Annotated in this window: 15 protein-coding genes; 5 read left to right on the top strand and 10 right to left on the bottom strand. The window is 67.2% G+C overall.

Going from position 1 to position 16,241, the window contains the following annotated elements; translation table 11 throughout:
* Positions 1 to 35: 35 nt before the first annotated feature.
* Positions 36 to 2,042, bottom strand: a complete 2,007-nt coding sequence (locus tag CCN37_RS26245; RefSeq protein WP_086825798.1) for a hydantoinase/oxoprolinase family protein — start codon at positions 2,040 to 2,042, stop codon at positions 36 to 38.
* A 7-nt stretch (positions 2,043 to 2,049) separates the two neighbouring features.
* The gene (locus CCN37_RS26240) at positions 2,050 to 2,700 is read right to left on the bottom strand and encodes a GntR family transcriptional regulator (protein WP_210408205.1); all 651 of its coding nucleotides are present in this window, start codon (positions 2,698 to 2,700) and stop codon (positions 2,050 to 2,052) included.
* A gap of 134 nt (positions 2,701 to 2,834) precedes the next feature.
* Between CCN37_RS26240 and CCN37_RS26235 the strand changes: the two genes are divergently transcribed.
* Complete coding sequence (locus CCN37_RS26235) at positions 2,835 to 3,734, top strand: hydroxymethylglutaryl-CoA lyase (RefSeq protein ID WP_086825795.1); 900 nt, start codon at positions 2,835 to 2,837, stop codon at positions 3,732 to 3,734.
* Here CCN37_RS26235 and CCN37_RS26230 read toward each other — a convergent pair.
* From CCN37_RS26230 to rfbB, 3 genes are read right to left on the bottom strand one after another with little or no spacing between them, the layout of a single operon-like run.
* A complete protein-coding gene (locus tag CCN37_RS26230) occupies positions 3,731 to 4,276 on the bottom strand; it encodes a DUF6346 domain-containing protein (RefSeq protein WP_086825792.1) in 546 nt (181 codons plus the stop codon). The two genes, CCN37_RS26235 and CCN37_RS26230, sit on opposite strands and share 4 nt — an antisense overlap.
* A gap of 34 nt (positions 4,277 to 4,310) precedes the next feature.
* Positions 4,311 to 5,216: a dTDP-4-dehydrorhamnose reductase gene (gene rfbD / locus CCN37_RS26225; RefSeq protein WP_086825791.1), complete on the bottom strand. Its 906-nt coding sequence runs from the start codon at positions 5,214 to 5,216 to the stop codon at positions 4,311 to 4,313.
* 9 nt (positions 5,217 to 5,225) lie between these two features.
* Positions 5,226 to 6,209, bottom strand: coding sequence for a dTDP-glucose 4,6-dehydratase (gene rfbB, locus CCN37_RS26220; RefSeq protein WP_086825858.1), 984 nt, complete (start codon positions 6,207 to 6,209; stop codon positions 5,226 to 5,228).
* Positions 6,210 to 6,666: 457 nt separating this feature from the next.
* On the opposite strand from rfbB, the gene CCN37_RS26215 reads away from it, so the two are divergent.
* The 3 genes from CCN37_RS26215 (at position 6,667) to CCN37_RS26205 (ending at position 10,429) form a co-directional block, all read left to right on the top strand.
* Positions 6,667 to 8,253, top strand: a complete 1,587-nt coding sequence (locus CCN37_RS26215) for an LCP family protein (RefSeq protein WP_143261814.1) — start codon at positions 6,667 to 6,669, stop codon at positions 8,251 to 8,253.
* Positions 8,254 to 8,394: 141 nt separating this feature from the next.
* Positions 8,395 to 9,693, top strand: coding sequence for an LCP family protein (locus CCN37_RS26210; RefSeq protein ID WP_246843319.1), 1,299 nt, complete (start codon positions 8,395 to 8,397; stop codon positions 9,691 to 9,693).
* Between the two features lie 28 nt (positions 9,694 to 9,721).
* Entirely contained in the window at positions 9,722 to 10,429 is a 708-nt protein-coding gene (locus tag CCN37_RS26205) for a TIGR03089 family protein (protein WP_086825787.1), read from the top strand.
* A gap of 196 nt (positions 10,430 to 10,625) precedes the next feature.
* On the opposite strand, the gene CCN37_RS26200 is transcribed toward CCN37_RS26205, so the two are convergent.
* The 5 genes from CCN37_RS26200 to CCN37_RS26180 form a co-directional block, all read right to left on the bottom strand.
* Entirely contained in the window at positions 10,626 to 11,048 is a 423-nt protein-coding gene (locus CCN37_RS26200) for a DoxX family protein (RefSeq protein ID WP_246843318.1), read from the bottom strand.
* Between the two features lie 821 nt (positions 11,049 to 11,869).
* Positions 11,870 to 13,738, bottom strand: a complete 1,869-nt coding sequence (locus CCN37_RS26195; RefSeq protein ID WP_143261813.1) for an AAA family ATPase — start codon at positions 13,736 to 13,738, stop codon at positions 11,870 to 11,872.
* Between the two features lie 36 nt (positions 13,739 to 13,774).
* Positions 13,775 to 14,506 (bottom strand): hypothetical protein, encoded by a 732-nt coding sequence (locus CCN37_RS39190; RefSeq protein ID WP_143261812.1) that lies wholly within the window; start codon positions 14,504 to 14,506, stop codon positions 13,775 to 13,777.
* Between the two features lie 140 nt (positions 14,507 to 14,646).
* Positions 14,647 to 15,120, bottom strand: a complete 474-nt coding sequence (locus tag CCN37_RS26185) for an NUDIX hydrolase (protein ID WP_086825780.1) — start codon at positions 15,118 to 15,120, stop codon at positions 14,647 to 14,649.
* 9 nt (positions 15,121 to 15,129) lie between these two features.
* Positions 15,130 to 15,873: a DUF5919 domain-containing protein gene (locus CCN37_RS26180; protein ID WP_086825778.1), complete on the bottom strand. Its 744-nt coding sequence runs from the start codon at positions 15,871 to 15,873 to the stop codon at positions 15,130 to 15,132.
* Positions 15,874 to 16,032: 159 nt separating this feature from the next.
* On the opposite strand from CCN37_RS26180, the gene CCN37_RS26175 reads away from it, so the two are divergent.
* Positions 16,033 to 16,224: a hypothetical protein gene (locus tag CCN37_RS26175; RefSeq protein WP_086825776.1), complete on the top strand. Its 192-nt coding sequence runs from the start codon at positions 16,033 to 16,035 to the stop codon at positions 16,222 to 16,224.
* The last annotated feature ends 17 nt before the right edge of the window (positions 16,225 to 16,241 follow it).

Genomic DNA, 16,241 nt, shown 5'->3' with positions numbered 1-16,241 from the left:
CAACCACTGGAGACCGCCTAGCCAAAACGCGAGGACTACGGGCGCGGGCGGAGGAGGAGGCAGCCGGTGGGGTGGACGGTGGCGGAGTGCTCGGGGAGCACGAGGGTCGTGGAGTCCATCTCCACGATGATCGCGGGGCCGACGATCACGTTGCCCGCCAACAGTTTCGCCCGATCGTAGATGCGCGCGTCCACGGGGCGCCCGCCGTGCCAGATCTCGGTGTGCGCGACGAGCGCGGTCACGGGGACCTCCTCGCCGGGAGGCAGCGCAGTGGGCGCGACGTGCAGGCGCGGTCCCTGGGCGACGAGGTCGATGCGGACGAGTTCGGCGGACAGCGGGAAACCAAGCGCGCCAAGGGGATCGGCTGAGGCGAGCAGGGCGTCAGTGAGCTGGACGTGCGCCTCCCGGCCTTCCGAGCGGAGCACGGCCGAGCGGCACAGGGTCTGCTCGGCGCGGGTGACTCCGAGGTCTTCCAGGCGGTGGCACACGGACTTCTCCAGGTCGTCGACCAACGCCCTGAACTCACTGTCATCGATTTCATCGAGGGGACGGCGAACGATTGCAGTGTCCTCGTCGCGCAGGCCTGCGGTGGCGTCGCCGTGCGCGCACAGCACGCCAGGAGCGGGCGGGACGATCACCGGCCAGCTGCCGGTGAGCACGCCGATCGCGTTGGCGTGCAACGGTCCCGCACCACCGTAGGCGAGCAGCGCGAAGTCCTTGGGCTCGGCGCCCTGGCGCACGCTGACCAGGCGCAGCGCGGCGGCCATGTTCTCGTTGACGGTCTCGACGACCTGCTCGGCGGCCTCGAAGGAGCGCGAAATGCCAAGATCGTGCGCGAGGCCCTTCAACGCCCTGCGCGCGGCGGTGCGGTCGAGCATGATCTCGCCGCCGGCGAGCTTGCCGGGCAGGTGCCCGAGCAGCACGTTCGCGTCGGTGACCGTGGGCTCGTCGCCGCCGAGCCCGTAGGCGACCGGGCCGGGCCGCGCTCCGGCGGACTCGGGACCGACGACCAGGTCGCCCTGCTCGTCGACGAAGGCGATCGAACCGCCGCCAGCGCCGACGCTGCGAACGTCGACACTGCTGGTCCGGACCTCCAGCTTGCCGACGATGGCCTGCTTGGCGAGGCGGGGGCGGCCGTCGCGGACCAACGTGATGTCGGTGGAGGTGCCGCCCATGTCGAAGGTCAGGAAGTCGCGCAGCCCCAACTGCTCGGCGAACCAGCTCGCGCCCGCGACCCCGCCGACCGGACCGGACAACAGCAGGCCCAGCGGGTGGTCGGCGGCGCGGTCGGGCATGGTCTGCACGCCGTCGCCGCGCAGGATCGACAGCGGCGCGGTGATCCCCGCCGTGCTCAGCACGTCGCCGAGGTCGGCGAGGTAGCGGGAGACCGAGGGCCGGACGTAGCTGTCGGCGACGGCGGCGAGCGCGCGCTCGTACTCCTTGGGCTCGGCGATCACGCTGGCGGACAAGGAGATCGGCAGGCCGGGCAGCTCTTCGGCGGCGACCTCGGCGAGCATCCGCTCGTGCACGTCGTTGGCGTAGGAGTTGAGCAGCGAGATCGTCAGCGCCTCGATGCCGGAGCCGCGGAGCCCGCGCAGGGCCTCGCGCGCGCCCTGCACGTCCAGCGGGCGCACAACGCGCCCCTCGGGGTCGACGCGCTCCGCCACCTCGATGGTGTTCTCCATGCGCGCCAACGGTTCCGGCTTCGGCCACTGCACCCAACCGGCGAGCGGGCCGGGCAGGTAGGAGCGGGCGATCTGCAGCATCCTGCGGAAGCCGTGCGTGGTCACCAGGCCGACCCGCGCGCCCTTGCCCTGCAGGATCAGGTTGGTGGCCAACGTCGTGCCGTGCACCACCTGGCTGACCTCGCCGGGGGCGATCCCGGCCTGCTCGCAGACCAGCGCGATGCCCCTGCGCACGCCGAGCCCGGCGTTGTCGGGGGTGGAGGGAGTCTTGACGCGGAACGTGCGGCCGGTGGCCTGGTCGACCAGCAGCACGTCGGTGAAGGTGCCACCGACGTCGACGCCGAGGCGGTACCCCATGGCGTGTCTACTCCTCATCCCTCGACCGGCCCGCGAGCACCCGCCGCGCCGCCAGCACATGAGAACGCATCACCGACTCCGCCCATGCCGGGTCCCTCGCTCTGAACGCGTGCACCAGCTCGCTGTGGTGGGCGACGCTGCGCTGGAGGTCCTCATGGGTGTAGCGGTGAAAGGTCTGGAGCACAAGGGGCAGTTGGATCACGGCGTTGAGCATGGTGACCAGCCGGGTGCTGGAGGCGGCGCGCCGGATGATGCCGTGGAACTCGGCGTTGCACGCGGCGATCCGCTCCACGTCGCCGGAGTGCACGGCGCGCGCCATGTCCTGGCGCAGCTCGTCCATCCTGCCCAGCTCGCCGTCGGAGATCCGCGAGGCCGCCCGCGCCGCCGCGAAGGACTCCAGCAGGACGCGCAGCTCGTAGATCTCGTCCAGGTCCTCGTGCGACCAGCTGGTGACCCGGGCGCCGCGGTGCGGCAGCACCTCGACCAGGCCCTCGACCTCCAGCCTGCGCAGCGCCTCCCGGATCGGGGTGCGGCTGATCCCCAGCGCCTCGGCCAGCTCGACCTCGCCGAGCCGTTCACCGGGCGGGTAGCTGCCGTCCAGGATCGCCGTGCGCACGACCTCGTAGGCCTTCTCGGCCGCCAGAGCCACTTCAGTCACCACCGTCGTCGACGCGGTCGGTCCCCAGCCTACCGATCTTTTGTATGCAAATTAGAGTCCAATTCGGCTTGACACAACTGTCTGCGGAAATCAATCCTTCAACCAGCCAGGAAGTTGTATACAAGGGCGGGTCGATGCGCAGCGTGGAGTTGATCGAGGTCGGGCCCAGGGGCGGCCCGGGGAACGAGTCGCGCCCGCTCACCACCGTCGACAAGATCGAGCTCATCGAGTGCTGCGTGTCCGCCGGGCTCCGGCGGATCGAGGCCGTCAGCTTCGGCAACCCCGAGCGGGTCCCCCAGCTGGCCGACGCCGAGGACGTGATGGCGTCGGTCCCGAGGGTCCCCGGGGTTTCCTACGCCGGACTGGTGCTCGACCGCAAGGGCCTGCACCGCGCGCTGGAGGCCGGGGTCGACGAGATCAACGTGGTCGTGTCCACCACCGAGGAGTTCAGCAGGCGCAACCTGGGCGTCGGCGTCGAGGACGCGCTGCGGGCCTGGACGGAGATCGCCGCGGAGGCGGTGAGCACCGGCGTCCGGACCACCGTGACCATCGCGACGGCCTTCGGCTGCCCGTTCAGCGGCGAGGTCCCGCCGGAGGAGGTCATCGGCATCGCCCGCCGGATCGCCGAGGCCCGTCCCGACGAGATCTCCCTCGCCGACACCATCGGCGTCGGCACTCCCGACCAGGTGCGCGCGCTCGCCACCGGAGTGCGCGCGGTGGCGCACGGGGTGCCGCTGCGCGGTCACTTCCACAACACCCGCAACACCGGGTACGCGAACGCGCTCGCAGCGCTGGACTGCGGTGTCGCAAGCCTCGACGTGACCGTCGGCGGTATCGGCGGGTGCCCGTACACGCCGTCGCCGCACGGCAACATCGCGACCGAGGACGTGCTGTACGCGCTGGACCGCATGGGTGTGCGCACCGGCGTGGACATCGACGTGGTGCTGGAGATCTCCGCGTGGCTGTCCGAACGCACGGGGCGCGAAGTCCCGGCGCTCCTGGGCCGCGCGGGCACGTTCCCGCCAGTCACCTAGCGGGCGAAGATGCCTCGGATGAAGGAGAGCAGTCCGCCGAGCACCGCAGCGCCGCTCACCAGGATCACGCCGCCGACGATCACGTAGATCAGCGTCGCAGTCCACTCACCCGCACGGTCGCCGCCTTCGCGCTGATAAGACTCCGGTGCGGGCAACCACGAGTACGGCGGCGTGGTCACCCGAACAACGCGCACGGACTGCCCGATGTCCTTCACGGTCAGTTCGCCACCGTCGAACTCGCGGGTCTCGCGCGTGCCGTTCTCCCACGACACCTCCGCGGTGCACCGCGAGTACTTCCCGAAGCCGTTGGAGCCGACCGGTCCCACGTCCGCGCAGGACTGCGTGACGGCAGTGCCGCGCAGGTCGCTCGCGCTTGGGTTGGGCAGACGGTTGGCGGTGAGGGCGGTGTTGGCCAACAGGTAGCCCAGCGCGCCTACCACCACGATCATCAGCAGTGTGCCGGTGAGCTTGGTCCAGCCCGCTTTGCGCCGCTTGGGCTTGGACGTGGACTCCGCCTCGGGCTGCCTGCCCCACTTCGCCATGCGCGCGCTCCCCGGTGTCGCCGTCAGTACGTGATCAGGATCGCAGCGCTTCCCCGTGCTCCGCGAACGCAGCCGCCAGCGCTTCACGCCACGGGCGCAGCGGGCTCAGCCCAGCCTCCTGCCACGCGCGCGGCGACAGCACCGAGTACGCGGGCCGTGGCGCTGGACGCGGGAAGTCCGCCGTAGTGCACGGAGAAATGCGCGTGGGGTCCGCGCCGAGCTCTTCAAAGACAGCGCGCGCGAAGCCGTACCAGCTGGTCTCGCCACCGCCCGCCGCGTGCAGAACGCGCTGCTTCGGGCCCTCGGCGAGCGCGGCGAGCTCCAGCAAGCCACGCGCGAGATCGGCCGACCACGTCGGACAACCCACCTGGTCGCCGACAACGGTCAGCTTGTCGCGCTGGGCCTCCAACTTCGCCATCGTCTTCACGAAGTTGCCGCCGACCGCGCCGTAGACCCACGCCGTGCGCACGACCCACGCCTCAGCGCCTGAGTCGAGCACCGCGCGCTCCCCCGCGAGCTTCGTGCGGCCGTAGGCAGTGCGCGGCTCTGTCGCATCAGCGGGCTCGTAGGGGCTTGTGGCGTCTCCGGGGAACACGTAGTCCGTGGAGACGTGCAGCAACCGAACGCGCTGTTCGGCGCATGCGGCCGCGAGGTTGCGCGGGCCGTCACCGTTCACTTCGAGCGCACGGGCCTCATCGGTCTCCGCGGCATCCACGGCGGTGTAAGCAGCCGCGTTGATCACCACGGGCCGCAGACCCGCGTCGCGTGCCGTGGTGGCGAGCGAGCTGACGGCGTCGGCGACCGCCTCGGCGTCGGTGATGTCCAGTTCGGCGGAGCCGGGCGCGTGCACGAACCCGGCGCCCGCGGTCTCAGCCAGTGCGGAGATGTCCGCGCCGAGCTGACCGCGACCGCCGGGGACGAGGAGAGCGAAGTCGGTCACCGCGCCAGCCTAGAGCGCGGCGCGCTCCTTCAGCGGCTCCCACCAGGAGCGGTTGTCGCGGTACCAGGCGACCACGTCGGCGAGGCCCTGCTCGAACGGCACCTGTGCCGAGTAGCCCAGCTCGTTGCTGATCTTGGTGCAGTCCACCGAGTAGCGGCGGTCGTGGCCGAGGCGGTCTGCGACGGGCTCCACCATCGACCAGTCCCTGCCGGTCGCGGCGATCAGCTGCTCGGTCAGCTCGCGGTTGGTCAGCTCGGTGCCGCCGCCGATGTTGTAGATCTCACCGGCCCGGCCGCCCTCGGCGACGAGCTGGATGCCCCGGCAGTGGTCGTCAACGTGCAGCCAGTCGCGGACGTTGAGGCCGTCGCCGTAGAGCGGCACCTTGTGCCCGTCGAGCAGGTTGGTGACGAACAGCGGGATGACCTTCTCGGGGAAGTGGTAGGGCCCGTAGTTGTTCGAGCAGCGCGTGATGCACACCGGCAGCCCGTGGGTGCGGAAGTACGAACGGGCCAGCAGGTCTGAGGACGCCTTCGCCGCGGAGTACGGCGAGTTCGGCTCCAGGATGTGCTCCTCGGTCCACGAACCGGTCTCGATGGAGCCGTAGACCTCGTCGGTGGACACGTGCACGAACTTCGACACGCCCGACTCCAGAGCGGCCTGGAGCAGCGTCTGCGTGCCGAGCACGTTGGTCAGCACGAAGTCCGACGCACCGTGGATGGAGCGGTCCACGTGCGACTCGGCGGCGAAGTGCACCACGGTCGAGACGCCGACCATGACCTCGTTCACGAGCGCGGCGTCGCAGATGTCGCCCTTGATGAAGCGGTGGCGCGGGTGGCTCGCGACGGGGTCGAGGTTGGCCTCGTTCCCGGCGTAGGTGAGCTTGTCCAGCACCACGACCTCGGCCTCGGCGAAGACCGGGTAGGCGCCGGTCAGCACCTTGCGCACGTAGTTCGACCCGATGAACCCGGCGCCCCCGGTGACCAGTACGCGCATCGTCTCCACTCTCCAGTCCCCCATTGGGTGTACCCGCTGCCGCGAAGTCTGCCACGGGCCTGAACAGGGGTAGTGACTCTCGAAGCAACCCGATGGAAGGGCGGTACGTCCTCCCAAGACCGGGGAGTCGCCCGGCCAGGCGACAGCACGCCGTTAGCCTGGGAGGTCACAGGTGGCGTGACGCGAGCTGTTCGAGTGACGGGGAGGAGTGAGAGTGGACGACCGGCCGATGCGGCCCGGGGGAAATCCCAGGCGCGGGGTTCCGAGGAGCCAGCCCGGCAGGCCCACGCCCGGCCAGCAGGGACGATCGCAGCCTCCCGGCTCGGGTGGTGGCGGTCGAGGACGAGCCGTTCCCCCTCCCGCCGACCGGGTCCCGCCCGGTGAGCCGCCGCGCCGCCAGCCTCCCCGCCAGGGTGCTCAGCCCGCGGGCGCAGGGCGCTCGCGCGATGCCCGCGTCGTGCCGCAGGGACCGCCCCCGGCGCGCAAGACCGCTCGCGTGCGCTCCGAAGCTCCCCGCGAGCCGAGCGCGCGGACCACCAAGCGCTCGGCGGCGGCAGCGCCCGCGAGCGCGGCGGCTTCCAAGCGCAAGCTCCACCCGGGCAAGACCGTCGCGGCGATGGTCTCCGTGATCGTGTTGTGCGTCACCGGCTACGCGTGGGGCACGCTCAACGACTTCACCACCGACGACGTCACCGAGGCCCAGAAGGGCCCGAAGCCGCTGGACGGCGCGCTCGACATCCTGATGGTCGGGCTGGACAGCCGCACCGACGCGCAGGGCAACGAGCTGCCGGCCGAGGTGCTGCGCGAGCTGCACGCCGGGGCCAGTGACGCGGGCGGCAACACCACGGACTCGATGATCCTGGTGCACATCCCGGTCGACGGGAAGCCGGTCGGCATCTCGCTGCCGCGCGACTCCTACGTGGACATCTCGGGCGGCTTCGGCAAACACAAGATCAACGCCGCGTACTCGTTCAACAAGAACGCCGCCGCGAAGAAGCTGCGCGCCGCTGGCAAGAGCAAGCAGCAGGTCGAGCAGGAGTCCACGTCGGCGGGCCGCAAGGGCATGGTGGAAACGGTCGGCGCGCTCACCGGGGTCACCGTCGACCACTACGCCGAGGTGAACCTGGCCAGTTTCTACGAGATCACCAAGGCCATCGGCGGTGTCGAGGTCTGCCTCAAGGCCGCGACCAAGGACAGCATGTCCGGGGCGAACTTCCCCAAGGGCGTGCAGACCATCGAGGGCGCGCAGGCGCTGGCCTTCGTCCGGCAGCGGCACGGCCTGCCCAGCGACCTCGACCGGATCGTGCGCCAGCAGACCTTCCTCAAGTCGATGGCGAAGAAGGTCACCTCGGCGGGCACGCTGACCGACCCGGGCAAGCTGACCGGGCTGGTCAACGCCGTGAAGAAGTCCGTGGTGGTGGACAAGAACATGGACCTGCTCCAGTTCGCCCAGCAGATGCAGACGGTCATGTCGGGCGGGGTGGAGTTCAAGACCATCCCGATCGAGGGCGACATCAAGACCAGCGACGGCGACGCGCTCAAGGTGGACCCGAAGCAGGTCAAGGACTTCGTGGCCAACCAGACCAAGGAGCAGCCACCAGCGCCCTCGACGACACCGCCCTCCGGTGGTGGCGCGGCGACCGACAACAAGGCGATCACCGTCGAGGTGCGCAACGCCACCGGCGCGTCCGGACTGGCCAACGACGTGCTGGACGCCTTGGTGGCCAAGGGTTTCGCCAAGGGCAACGTCGACAACGCCGTCTCGCGGGCGAAGACCGTCGTGCGCTACTCCAGGGGACAGCAGGACTTCGGCAAGAAGGTCGTCGAGGCGCTCGGCGGCGGCGCGGTGCTCGAAGAGGACAAGGACCGGATGATCCCCGCGGGGACCGTTCGGCTGTTCATCGGCAAGGACTACTCGGGGCCCGGCAAGAAGAACAACGTGGCCGCGCAGCCGCTGCTGGAGCTGAACGGGCTCCGTCCGGCGGCGCCGAACCAGGGCCAGCAGACCGAGACCACGCCCGACGGCATCCCCTGCATCAACTAAAGGGCACGAACGGGTGGACTAAGAAGTACGGTGACCTGCGTGGAGCTGGCTAGCCTTGGGGTAGCGGCTCCCGCGGGCGTTCGGTCCCGGCGGAGCGGCCGCTTTTCCACGTTGTCCCGCCATTTCCGCTAGGAGGAGCACGTGCCGGACCGGCCGCGCCCGAACGAGGACGACGAGCCCGAGAAGTTCGTGCCGCTGGACCCCGCCGAACTCGACGCGCTCGACGAACCCGACGAGCCGTCGAGCGCGGAACCCGGGCGGGGCAGGGGGAAGCGGATCGCGGTCAACGCCGTCCGGGTGCTCACCGCGCTGCTGTCCGTTGCCGCGCTCGCGGTCAGCGGAGTGAGCTGGGCGACACTGGAACGCTTGCAGGACAACGTCAGCACGACCGACGTGGTGAACCAGCTCGGCAGCCAGCCGGGCGCGCCCCCCGCCCGCGACGGCGCGACGGACATCCTGCTGGTCGGCAGCGACAGCCGCACCGACGCGCAGGGCAACGAGCTGCCGCCGAGCGTGCTGCGCAAGCTGCGCACCGAGGCCAACGCCAGCCTCAACACCGACACGATCATCGTGCTGCGCATCCCGGACAACGGCGGCAAGGCGACCGCGATCTCGATCCCCAGGGACACCTACGTCGCGGTGCCCGGCTTCGAGGACGCCAAGATCAACGCCGCGTACGTGCTCGGCAAGAACCGGCGGCTCACCGAGCTGGACGCCCAGCGCGTGACCGACCGCGGCCGCCGCGAGCGCGAGTCCGACCAGGCGGGCAGGCTCGCGCTCGGCCGCGCGGTGCAGGAGCTGACCGGGCTGCGGATCGACCACTACGCGGAGATCAACCTGTACGGCTTCTACCTGCTGACCGAGGCGCTCGGCGGGGTCGAGGTGTGCCTGCGCCAGTCCACCAGCGACCCGGACTCCGGCGCGGACTTCCGCAGGGGCAGGCAGTCCATCGCAGGCGGGGACGCGCTCGCGTTCGTCCGGCAGCGCTCCGGCCTGCCGCGCGGGGACATCGACCGCGTCGTGCGGCAGCAGGTGTTCATGGCCGCCGTGGTGAAGAAGATGCTCTCCAGCGGCACGCTCACCGATCCGGCGAAGCTGTCCGCGCTGTTCGAGGCCGCGCGCAAGTCGCTGGTCTTCGACGAGGGCTGGGAGCCGCTGAACCTGGTGCGGCAGTTCCAGGGGCTCGCGGGCGGCAGCTTCGAGTTCCGCACCATCCCGGTGGTGAACATCAACGCGCGCAACGATCGCGGCCAGAGCATCGTGGCCGTGGACAAGAACGCGGTCCGGGCGTGGGTGAGCGGCCTCGTTGGTGGTACCCCGCCGAAGATGGCCGGGCGCGGTCCGCTCAGACTGGACGGCGGTGCCTCCCGCGCTGCGGCCCACCAGCCGAACACCAGCGAGGAGCCGATCACCGCGGACGGCATCCCCTGCGTGTACTGACCTCGCGACGAGTGGAGACGACCAGCTGATGAACGTCACCGAAGCCCTGTTCGCCCCGCTGATGACCGACTCGGCCAAGCCCCTGGTCAGCCACTACGACGACGCCGACGGCACGCGCATCGAGCTGTCGCGGGCGACGGTGGCGAACTGGGCGGCGAAGACGGCGAACTGGCTGCGGGACGAGGTGTTCCTGGAGCCCGGGGCGCGGGTGCTCGTCGCCCTGCCCGCGCACTGGCAGACCGTCGGCGTGCTGCTCGGCTCGTGGTGGGCGGGCGCGTCCGTGGTGACCGATCCCGCCGCCGGTGACTTCGAAGTCGCCTTTGTGCCGCAAGGGTTCGAGGTGGAGGCCGAGACCATCGCCGCGGTCGCGCTCGACCCGCTCGGCCGCGGTATCCGCAACCCCGAGCCCGGCACCGTGGACTACATCGGCGAGATCCGCGTGCACGGGGACTTCTTCCGGTCCTACGCTGTGGTTCCCGGCGAGCAGCCCGCGCTGAACGAGCTGAGCGTGGACGCGTTGGTGGCACTGGCCCGCGCCCGTGCTTCGGAGCAGGGCATCGCCGAGGGCGACCGCGTGCTCTCCGACCTCGACTGGCACTCCCCGGAGTCCATTGTGGACGGACTCGTCGCCGTGATCGCCGCGGGCGGCGCGCTGGTCCAGTGCACCAACCCCGACCCCGCCAAGCTCGCCGACCGCCGTCGCACCGAACGCATCACCGTCGACCTCACCACCTGACCCCGGCCACCGCACCGAACGGGCCGTTCGGTGCACTTCAAACGCACTAAACGACCCGTTCAGTGCGTTCAACGCGTCAGAGGAGCCGTTCGCGTAGGCGCGATGCGTGCGAGCGTGAAGGCACGGGTGGCGAGTGGAAAACCTTGTGCCGGGCGGAAATCGACCGCCCGGCACAACAAGGGTCACGCAGCAGGGGTCACACGATGACGGGGTCGCCCTTGCGCGCGGCGAGCACGGCGTCGACGGAGAACTTGCCGCCGCCGAAGCCCAGTGCCAGTGCGGCTAGCGCGAGCGTCATCACGAACTCGTAGCCGCCCGGCGCGAAGAAGCCGTTCTTGAAGTGGACGAAGACGCCCGCGCCGACCATCACCACGGCGAGCAGCACGCCCGCGACCGGCAGCAGGGCGCCGACGATCAGGGCGGCGCCGCCGAAGGTCTCGACCGTGGCGGCGAAGTAGGCGGACAGGGTCGGCATCGGGATGCCCATCTTGCCGAAGCCCGCCGCGGTGCCGTCGATGCCGCTGAACTTGGAGACTCCGTGCGCGATGAACACGATGCCGATGCCGATCCTGGCCAGCAGCAGCACCACGTCCCGCAGGGCGTGCACGAGCTTTCCCACAGTGGTTCCTTCCGTAGATCCTCCTTCGAGACCGTACAAATTTGAACTAAAGCCGACGTGAAGATGATCAAGCGTTCAATCAAATCCTGAATGAGCCCAGCCCAGGACGACGAAGGCCCCGGTCGCGGGGACCGGGGCCTTCCAGGAGCGGACTACCTCACTTCAGCAGCGCGCGGCTCATCACGACGCGCTGGATCTGGTTGGTGCCCTCGTAGATCTGGGTGATCTCTCACCAGGCCGGATGCGAGCTGGCCGTTCACGCCTGGAAAGGCCCTCTACCAGCGAGGATAGGTCTCGATAGTTCTCGGCGTTTCTCATGCCTGCCCGACATCTGACGGCCTGTAGACGGCCTGGAGTCGGGCTAGATCCATCTGCACGCCACCCCAACGTAAGGCCGATGCTCACGGCGGTTGGGGTGGTGTCGCACGTCAGCACCTAGCGCCCCTCCCCCGTTGGCCGTTGGCGCGAAGCGTCGGCGGGCGTCGATCGCCCCGGCCCCTCGACCAAGGTGGGGATCACGCGATCGTCACGGACTCGGGTAGCTGGAAGGGCCTTGGGCGTTGCACGCCGTCGGCGGCGGCGCCCCTCCGCCAGGCTGCGGGCCGCGCCTGCCCGGCAGGCGGCCGGAGCGGAGCGGGAGGCCGTCCTTTGCCGGGATGGATGCGGCTCCGGCTGCCAAGGCGACGGGCACACAGCGCCGCCGCTGGCGGCGCGCCCTTGATCCCGTAGAGCACAATTCGGCAAGGACTCACATCGACCGTTGTCGTGCTTTGGCTGATGCTTGACATCACTGATTCGGGCGGATTGCTTGGTAATCCCAGCTACTTCAGGGGGCCTGGTGCAATCGAATGGCCGTTAGCAGCGCGCACGAAGTCGCGCAGCGCTGTCACTTGGGCTTGCAGATCGAACACATCGAGGTGGCGTGGTTGTAGCATCGCCGTAACCGCGTCGGCGATGCCGACCTTGTCGAAAGTCGGACCGTCTGCCTTGCTCGGAAGTGGGTTCTCCCACTGGCCCACCGACCGATAATTCGACCTGGGGTGGACTTGCTCGACCGCAGCTTTCAAGATGTCGTCCGGTATGTAATTCTCGATGGTGTAGCACTTCGTGACCCACGCGAACCCGGGCGCCGGATAGTCCATCGCGAACTCGTCTCTAATCCGCGCCTTGGTCTTGCTAATATGCTTGCGGCCGCTCGTCCTATCTGAGTCGATAAGGACCGCGCTCGCCCGGTTGAGGCTCCGAAGGCTGATGAACTCCTCAAGCGCATCCTCGCTGACTGTAAGGTGCGCGAGGAGTTTCCCCCCGTAGAACATGACCGAGTAGTCGATGCCCTCCGCCAATCCCGGGTCGAGCAGTTTGAGCCAATGGCGGACATAAATCCGATCGGAGGGTCCCTCAACCCAGATGACACAATTCGCCTGGAGCAGGTCCGACGGACGGTACCCGAGGTCGTTGCAGATTCTGACCAGTTCGTGTGGACGTCGAGCGAGGTGGGAGACGCTGCCCTCGGTGGTGAGCCGCACATGGTAAGCGGTTGCGCGGGCGTCATCGAGGAGATGGGAAGAGTGGGTTGCAATGATGTATTGATTGTCTGTCTGGTCAGTGAGGTAGCGGACCAGCTTCTTCTGGAGAAGTGGGTGGAGGTTCGTCTCCGGCTCCTCGACGCAAACGAGGGATCCCGTGGTGACGGTGGCTGCTGCGGCCAGCACGATGACCTGTTCAACGCCGCTGCCAAGGCTGGACAGTGGAAGGACGCGTTGAGGCGTCTCGACCTGGATGGTCGAGTAGTCGTGCGGAATATTGAGCGAGGCGTCTGGGTCACCGAGCACGTTCTGCACGAACCGGTTGATAGCAGTCCACCGCGGCCGAGACTCTTCCCACTTGTCGTGCGAGGGGTTTTGGATCGATCCCAGGGCCCGGATAATGCCCCGACCCGAAAGCCAGTCGGGTTCAACGTCGTCAGTTGCCTCCACTCGGCGCGCGCTTGTGATCGTTACAACCTGAGGGAGTGACGAAAAGCCTCCAATTGAGGTCAGGAGGCGGCGCATCACGTCCGTAACATTGACGGCACCGCCCCCCAAAGAATCGAGAGCGGATCGGTAGTAGCGACTCCACTCTGGCCACTGACTGATGGCCTTCTCGATTCGAGAATCCGCAACAAAGAATTGGCCATTGCCCAAAATGTAGCGCGACCAATACCGACCTTCAGCCTCGCACAACAAGGACATAACGCCTTCTCGAAATTCAGCAAGTGAGTTGAAGCTCTGACGCACCCGGGGCTTTGTCGGATCCTGGTGTTCACCAAACGTTCCGAGCGCAATGGGGACGCCAACCTCCAGCGTCGTGACTGTCCGGAAACCGCGCGGGCGGTCGAGATCGCCCAGTACTGCATGACTAGGGAGTTCAGTATTCCCCTTGCTGCGCAGTTTGGGCATGACGTCCTGCAGAAACCGCAGCACGTTCGACTTTCCACTGTTATTTATTCCGGCCAGCACGGTTACCTTGGTCGCGAAATTAAACTCCTGCCAGGTCGCAAATGAGCGATACCCAGCAAAACCAATCCCCGACAGAAGCGGTTTGTACTCGACACTGGAATCCAACTCGACCCCCAAACTTGAGGTTCTCTGATCGTGCCAGAACCTACAACAGTGGACATCCGGGAAGAAATCTGCGGAGCGCTCACGCATTATTGCGCGCAACCTCCAGAACTCCGCCAACTCAACCTATTCTTCATCGGATCCCTCTCCCGCCACTTTGCGCTTGAGATGATCAAGATAACTACTTTTCGGCATCGAGCGTGTTCGAGGTCGCTTACCACTGTTAATTTCGCGCACGTACCTTGCTAGATGCTTTGGATTCTTTCCCGTCCAGCCGTTGGCGAGCGCCCATCCCTGCAACTCCTCACTGTCAAGTTCATAGCCAGCGTCGTGGAGAACTAGAAGAGTCCCTACTACCTGATCTTTCTCAAAGCCAGCAGCAATTGTATTGTTATGATTAACCGTGAGCGTCAGCCCCTTCATTGCTTCCTCGACCACTGGATCCACATCCGATGCCGAGACCTCCGCCCATACCTGCACATCACCCAAAACCTCCGCTTGCGTCGCCGTAACCCATGGCCGGACCCACTCCTCTACCCAAGCAGCCACACATAGAGCTTTTACCCTGCTGCCAGATCGGCTGATCTGGCCGAGCGCGTCCATGTCGGGCCAGACAGCGAGTACAGGTCCAGCGGAGCGTATAAAGCTTGCGCCGCGAGAGGTCACCACGTCTACGTCACGATAGGACGACCAATCCTGAAGCAGTCGACTATTTCGCAGGCTCGACCTTAGAGGAATAAAGAGTGTCAGAACATCGCCATCCTCCATTTGGTTGGCGCACCACAGAAAACCTAACTCAAGCCCCTCTTCGCCTCCTTCAGTAACAGCACACGGGTACTCGCCAGCCGCCTCGAACATTTCAGTCCCACCCATCCCGCAATTTCGTGATTGAGGCGAGTTTTCCGCAAACCGCCGACGAAGTGTCAGCATTTTTCACCAATGTTACCTATTTGCGTATGCGGGTGAGATGCAGAACGCCTAGTAGCGGCGAGCCTGGGTCAGGTCTCGAAGTAGGGCGTTCCGTGGTTGTCGAATCCGTGTTCGATCCGAAGGCGGGTCGAGGGGTGGATGTTGAGGTTCGCCAGGTCCTCGCGGGCTACCCAGTGGACTTCGCTGGACTCGTCGCTCGTGCGCAGCTCGCCACCGATCAGGCGGGCGCGGAAGCAGATGGAGAACTCCTGGCGGACCTCGCCGTCTGTGTACGCGATGACGTGCGCAGGGTCGGAGTAGATGCCGATGACGTCGGTGGGCTCGACGTCTACGCCGGTCTCCTCCTTGACCTCACGGATGACCGTGCGCCCGATCGGTTCCCCTACGTCTTGCCCGCCGCCGGGCATCGCGTACATGTTGTTGTCGGTGCGTCGAATCAGGAGCACGCGGCTGTGCTCGTCTTGGATGAACGCGGTGACGGCCACAACGATGCTGTTCGCCTGCGGGGCGTTCGGGTCCTTGTAGTGATCGGTGCGCGCCATGGGTCTTGCCTACCATTTGGGCGGCTTGGCGTCGTCCCAGACGCCCTGGAAGCTCTCCGCGTAGGTCTCGAAGAGGTCGCCGCCGGACAGTCGGCGGAGGTGCAGCACGGGGGCGTGCGCTGCCACGAAGCCGTGGACGTGGGTGTTGACCAACATCTCGTCGTCAAAGCGGTAGATCGAGTTGTAGAGCGTGGTCTTGTGGCACCTGATCTCCGCCGTAGAGCCATCCGCCAACGGCTTGAAGAACGTCAACGCGTTGCGGATCTTCGCCGCGAGCGTGCCCTTGCCGATGCCCTCTTCTTCGCCCCGTCGCGCTACCTCGCGGCTTGCCGGGTCACCGAGCAGGAGACGGATCTTCACGCCTTCGTCGGCCTTGCGGCGCAACGTCTTCAGCAGGCCAGGGTTGTCCAGCAGGAACATGCCCGCGTAGATCAAGATCGAGATGTTCAGCTTTGCCTGATCGAGAAGGTGCGTCCACACGTCTTGCGGGATTGAGTGGCGGTGCGCGTAGACCTGCACGACCTCGGAGTCGTTGATCTCCTTCTTGGCGCTCGCGGCGACCGCGTTCGGCCAGAGGTAGGTCTCGGTCTCCCTGAGCATGGACGCCAGGATGTGCCGGTGGCGCGGGTACGGAGTACGGTCCTGCGTCGTCCAGCGTTCGACCGTCTTCGGGTCGACGCCCGCCGCCTTCGCCACGTGGTCGAAGTTCAAACCGTTGCGTAGCAAGGCATCCCGCAAACGCTGGTTCGGCACGGCGTCTCCTCGAGTACATCTAGGGACAACTTCAAGGTAGCAAAGACATCTGTAGTTGTCCCCTCATGCGGTGCTCTTGTCCTGGTTTTCCGTCGAATGTGGCGAGTGTCGAGATGTTGGGCAGGTGGCCTGACCGGCACGAACAACAGGAGAACCACGATGGCGATCACAGGTGGGAGCAGGCTCCCGACGTCACATGACTTCGTTTTCCCGCGCGGAGCGCTGGTCATGGGCGTGGAACCGGTCCTCAAGTTCCAGTCCGCAGAGGACCGGGCCAAGGGCTTGCCGGTTGAACAGGAGAAAGACAAGGAGAACGGCCTCCTCGTGTGGTCGGTTCTGGTCATCGCCTAGGCCGTGTCCTGTAAGTG

This window comes from Allokutzneria sp. NRRL B-24872 (assembly GCF_002155965.1).
Lineage (GTDB): Bacteria > Actinomycetota > Actinomycetes > Mycobacteriales > Pseudonocardiaceae > Allokutzneria.
The sequence above is the reverse complement of the archived record's forward strand: the minus strand, read 5'-3'. Positions and strand labels throughout refer to the sequence as shown.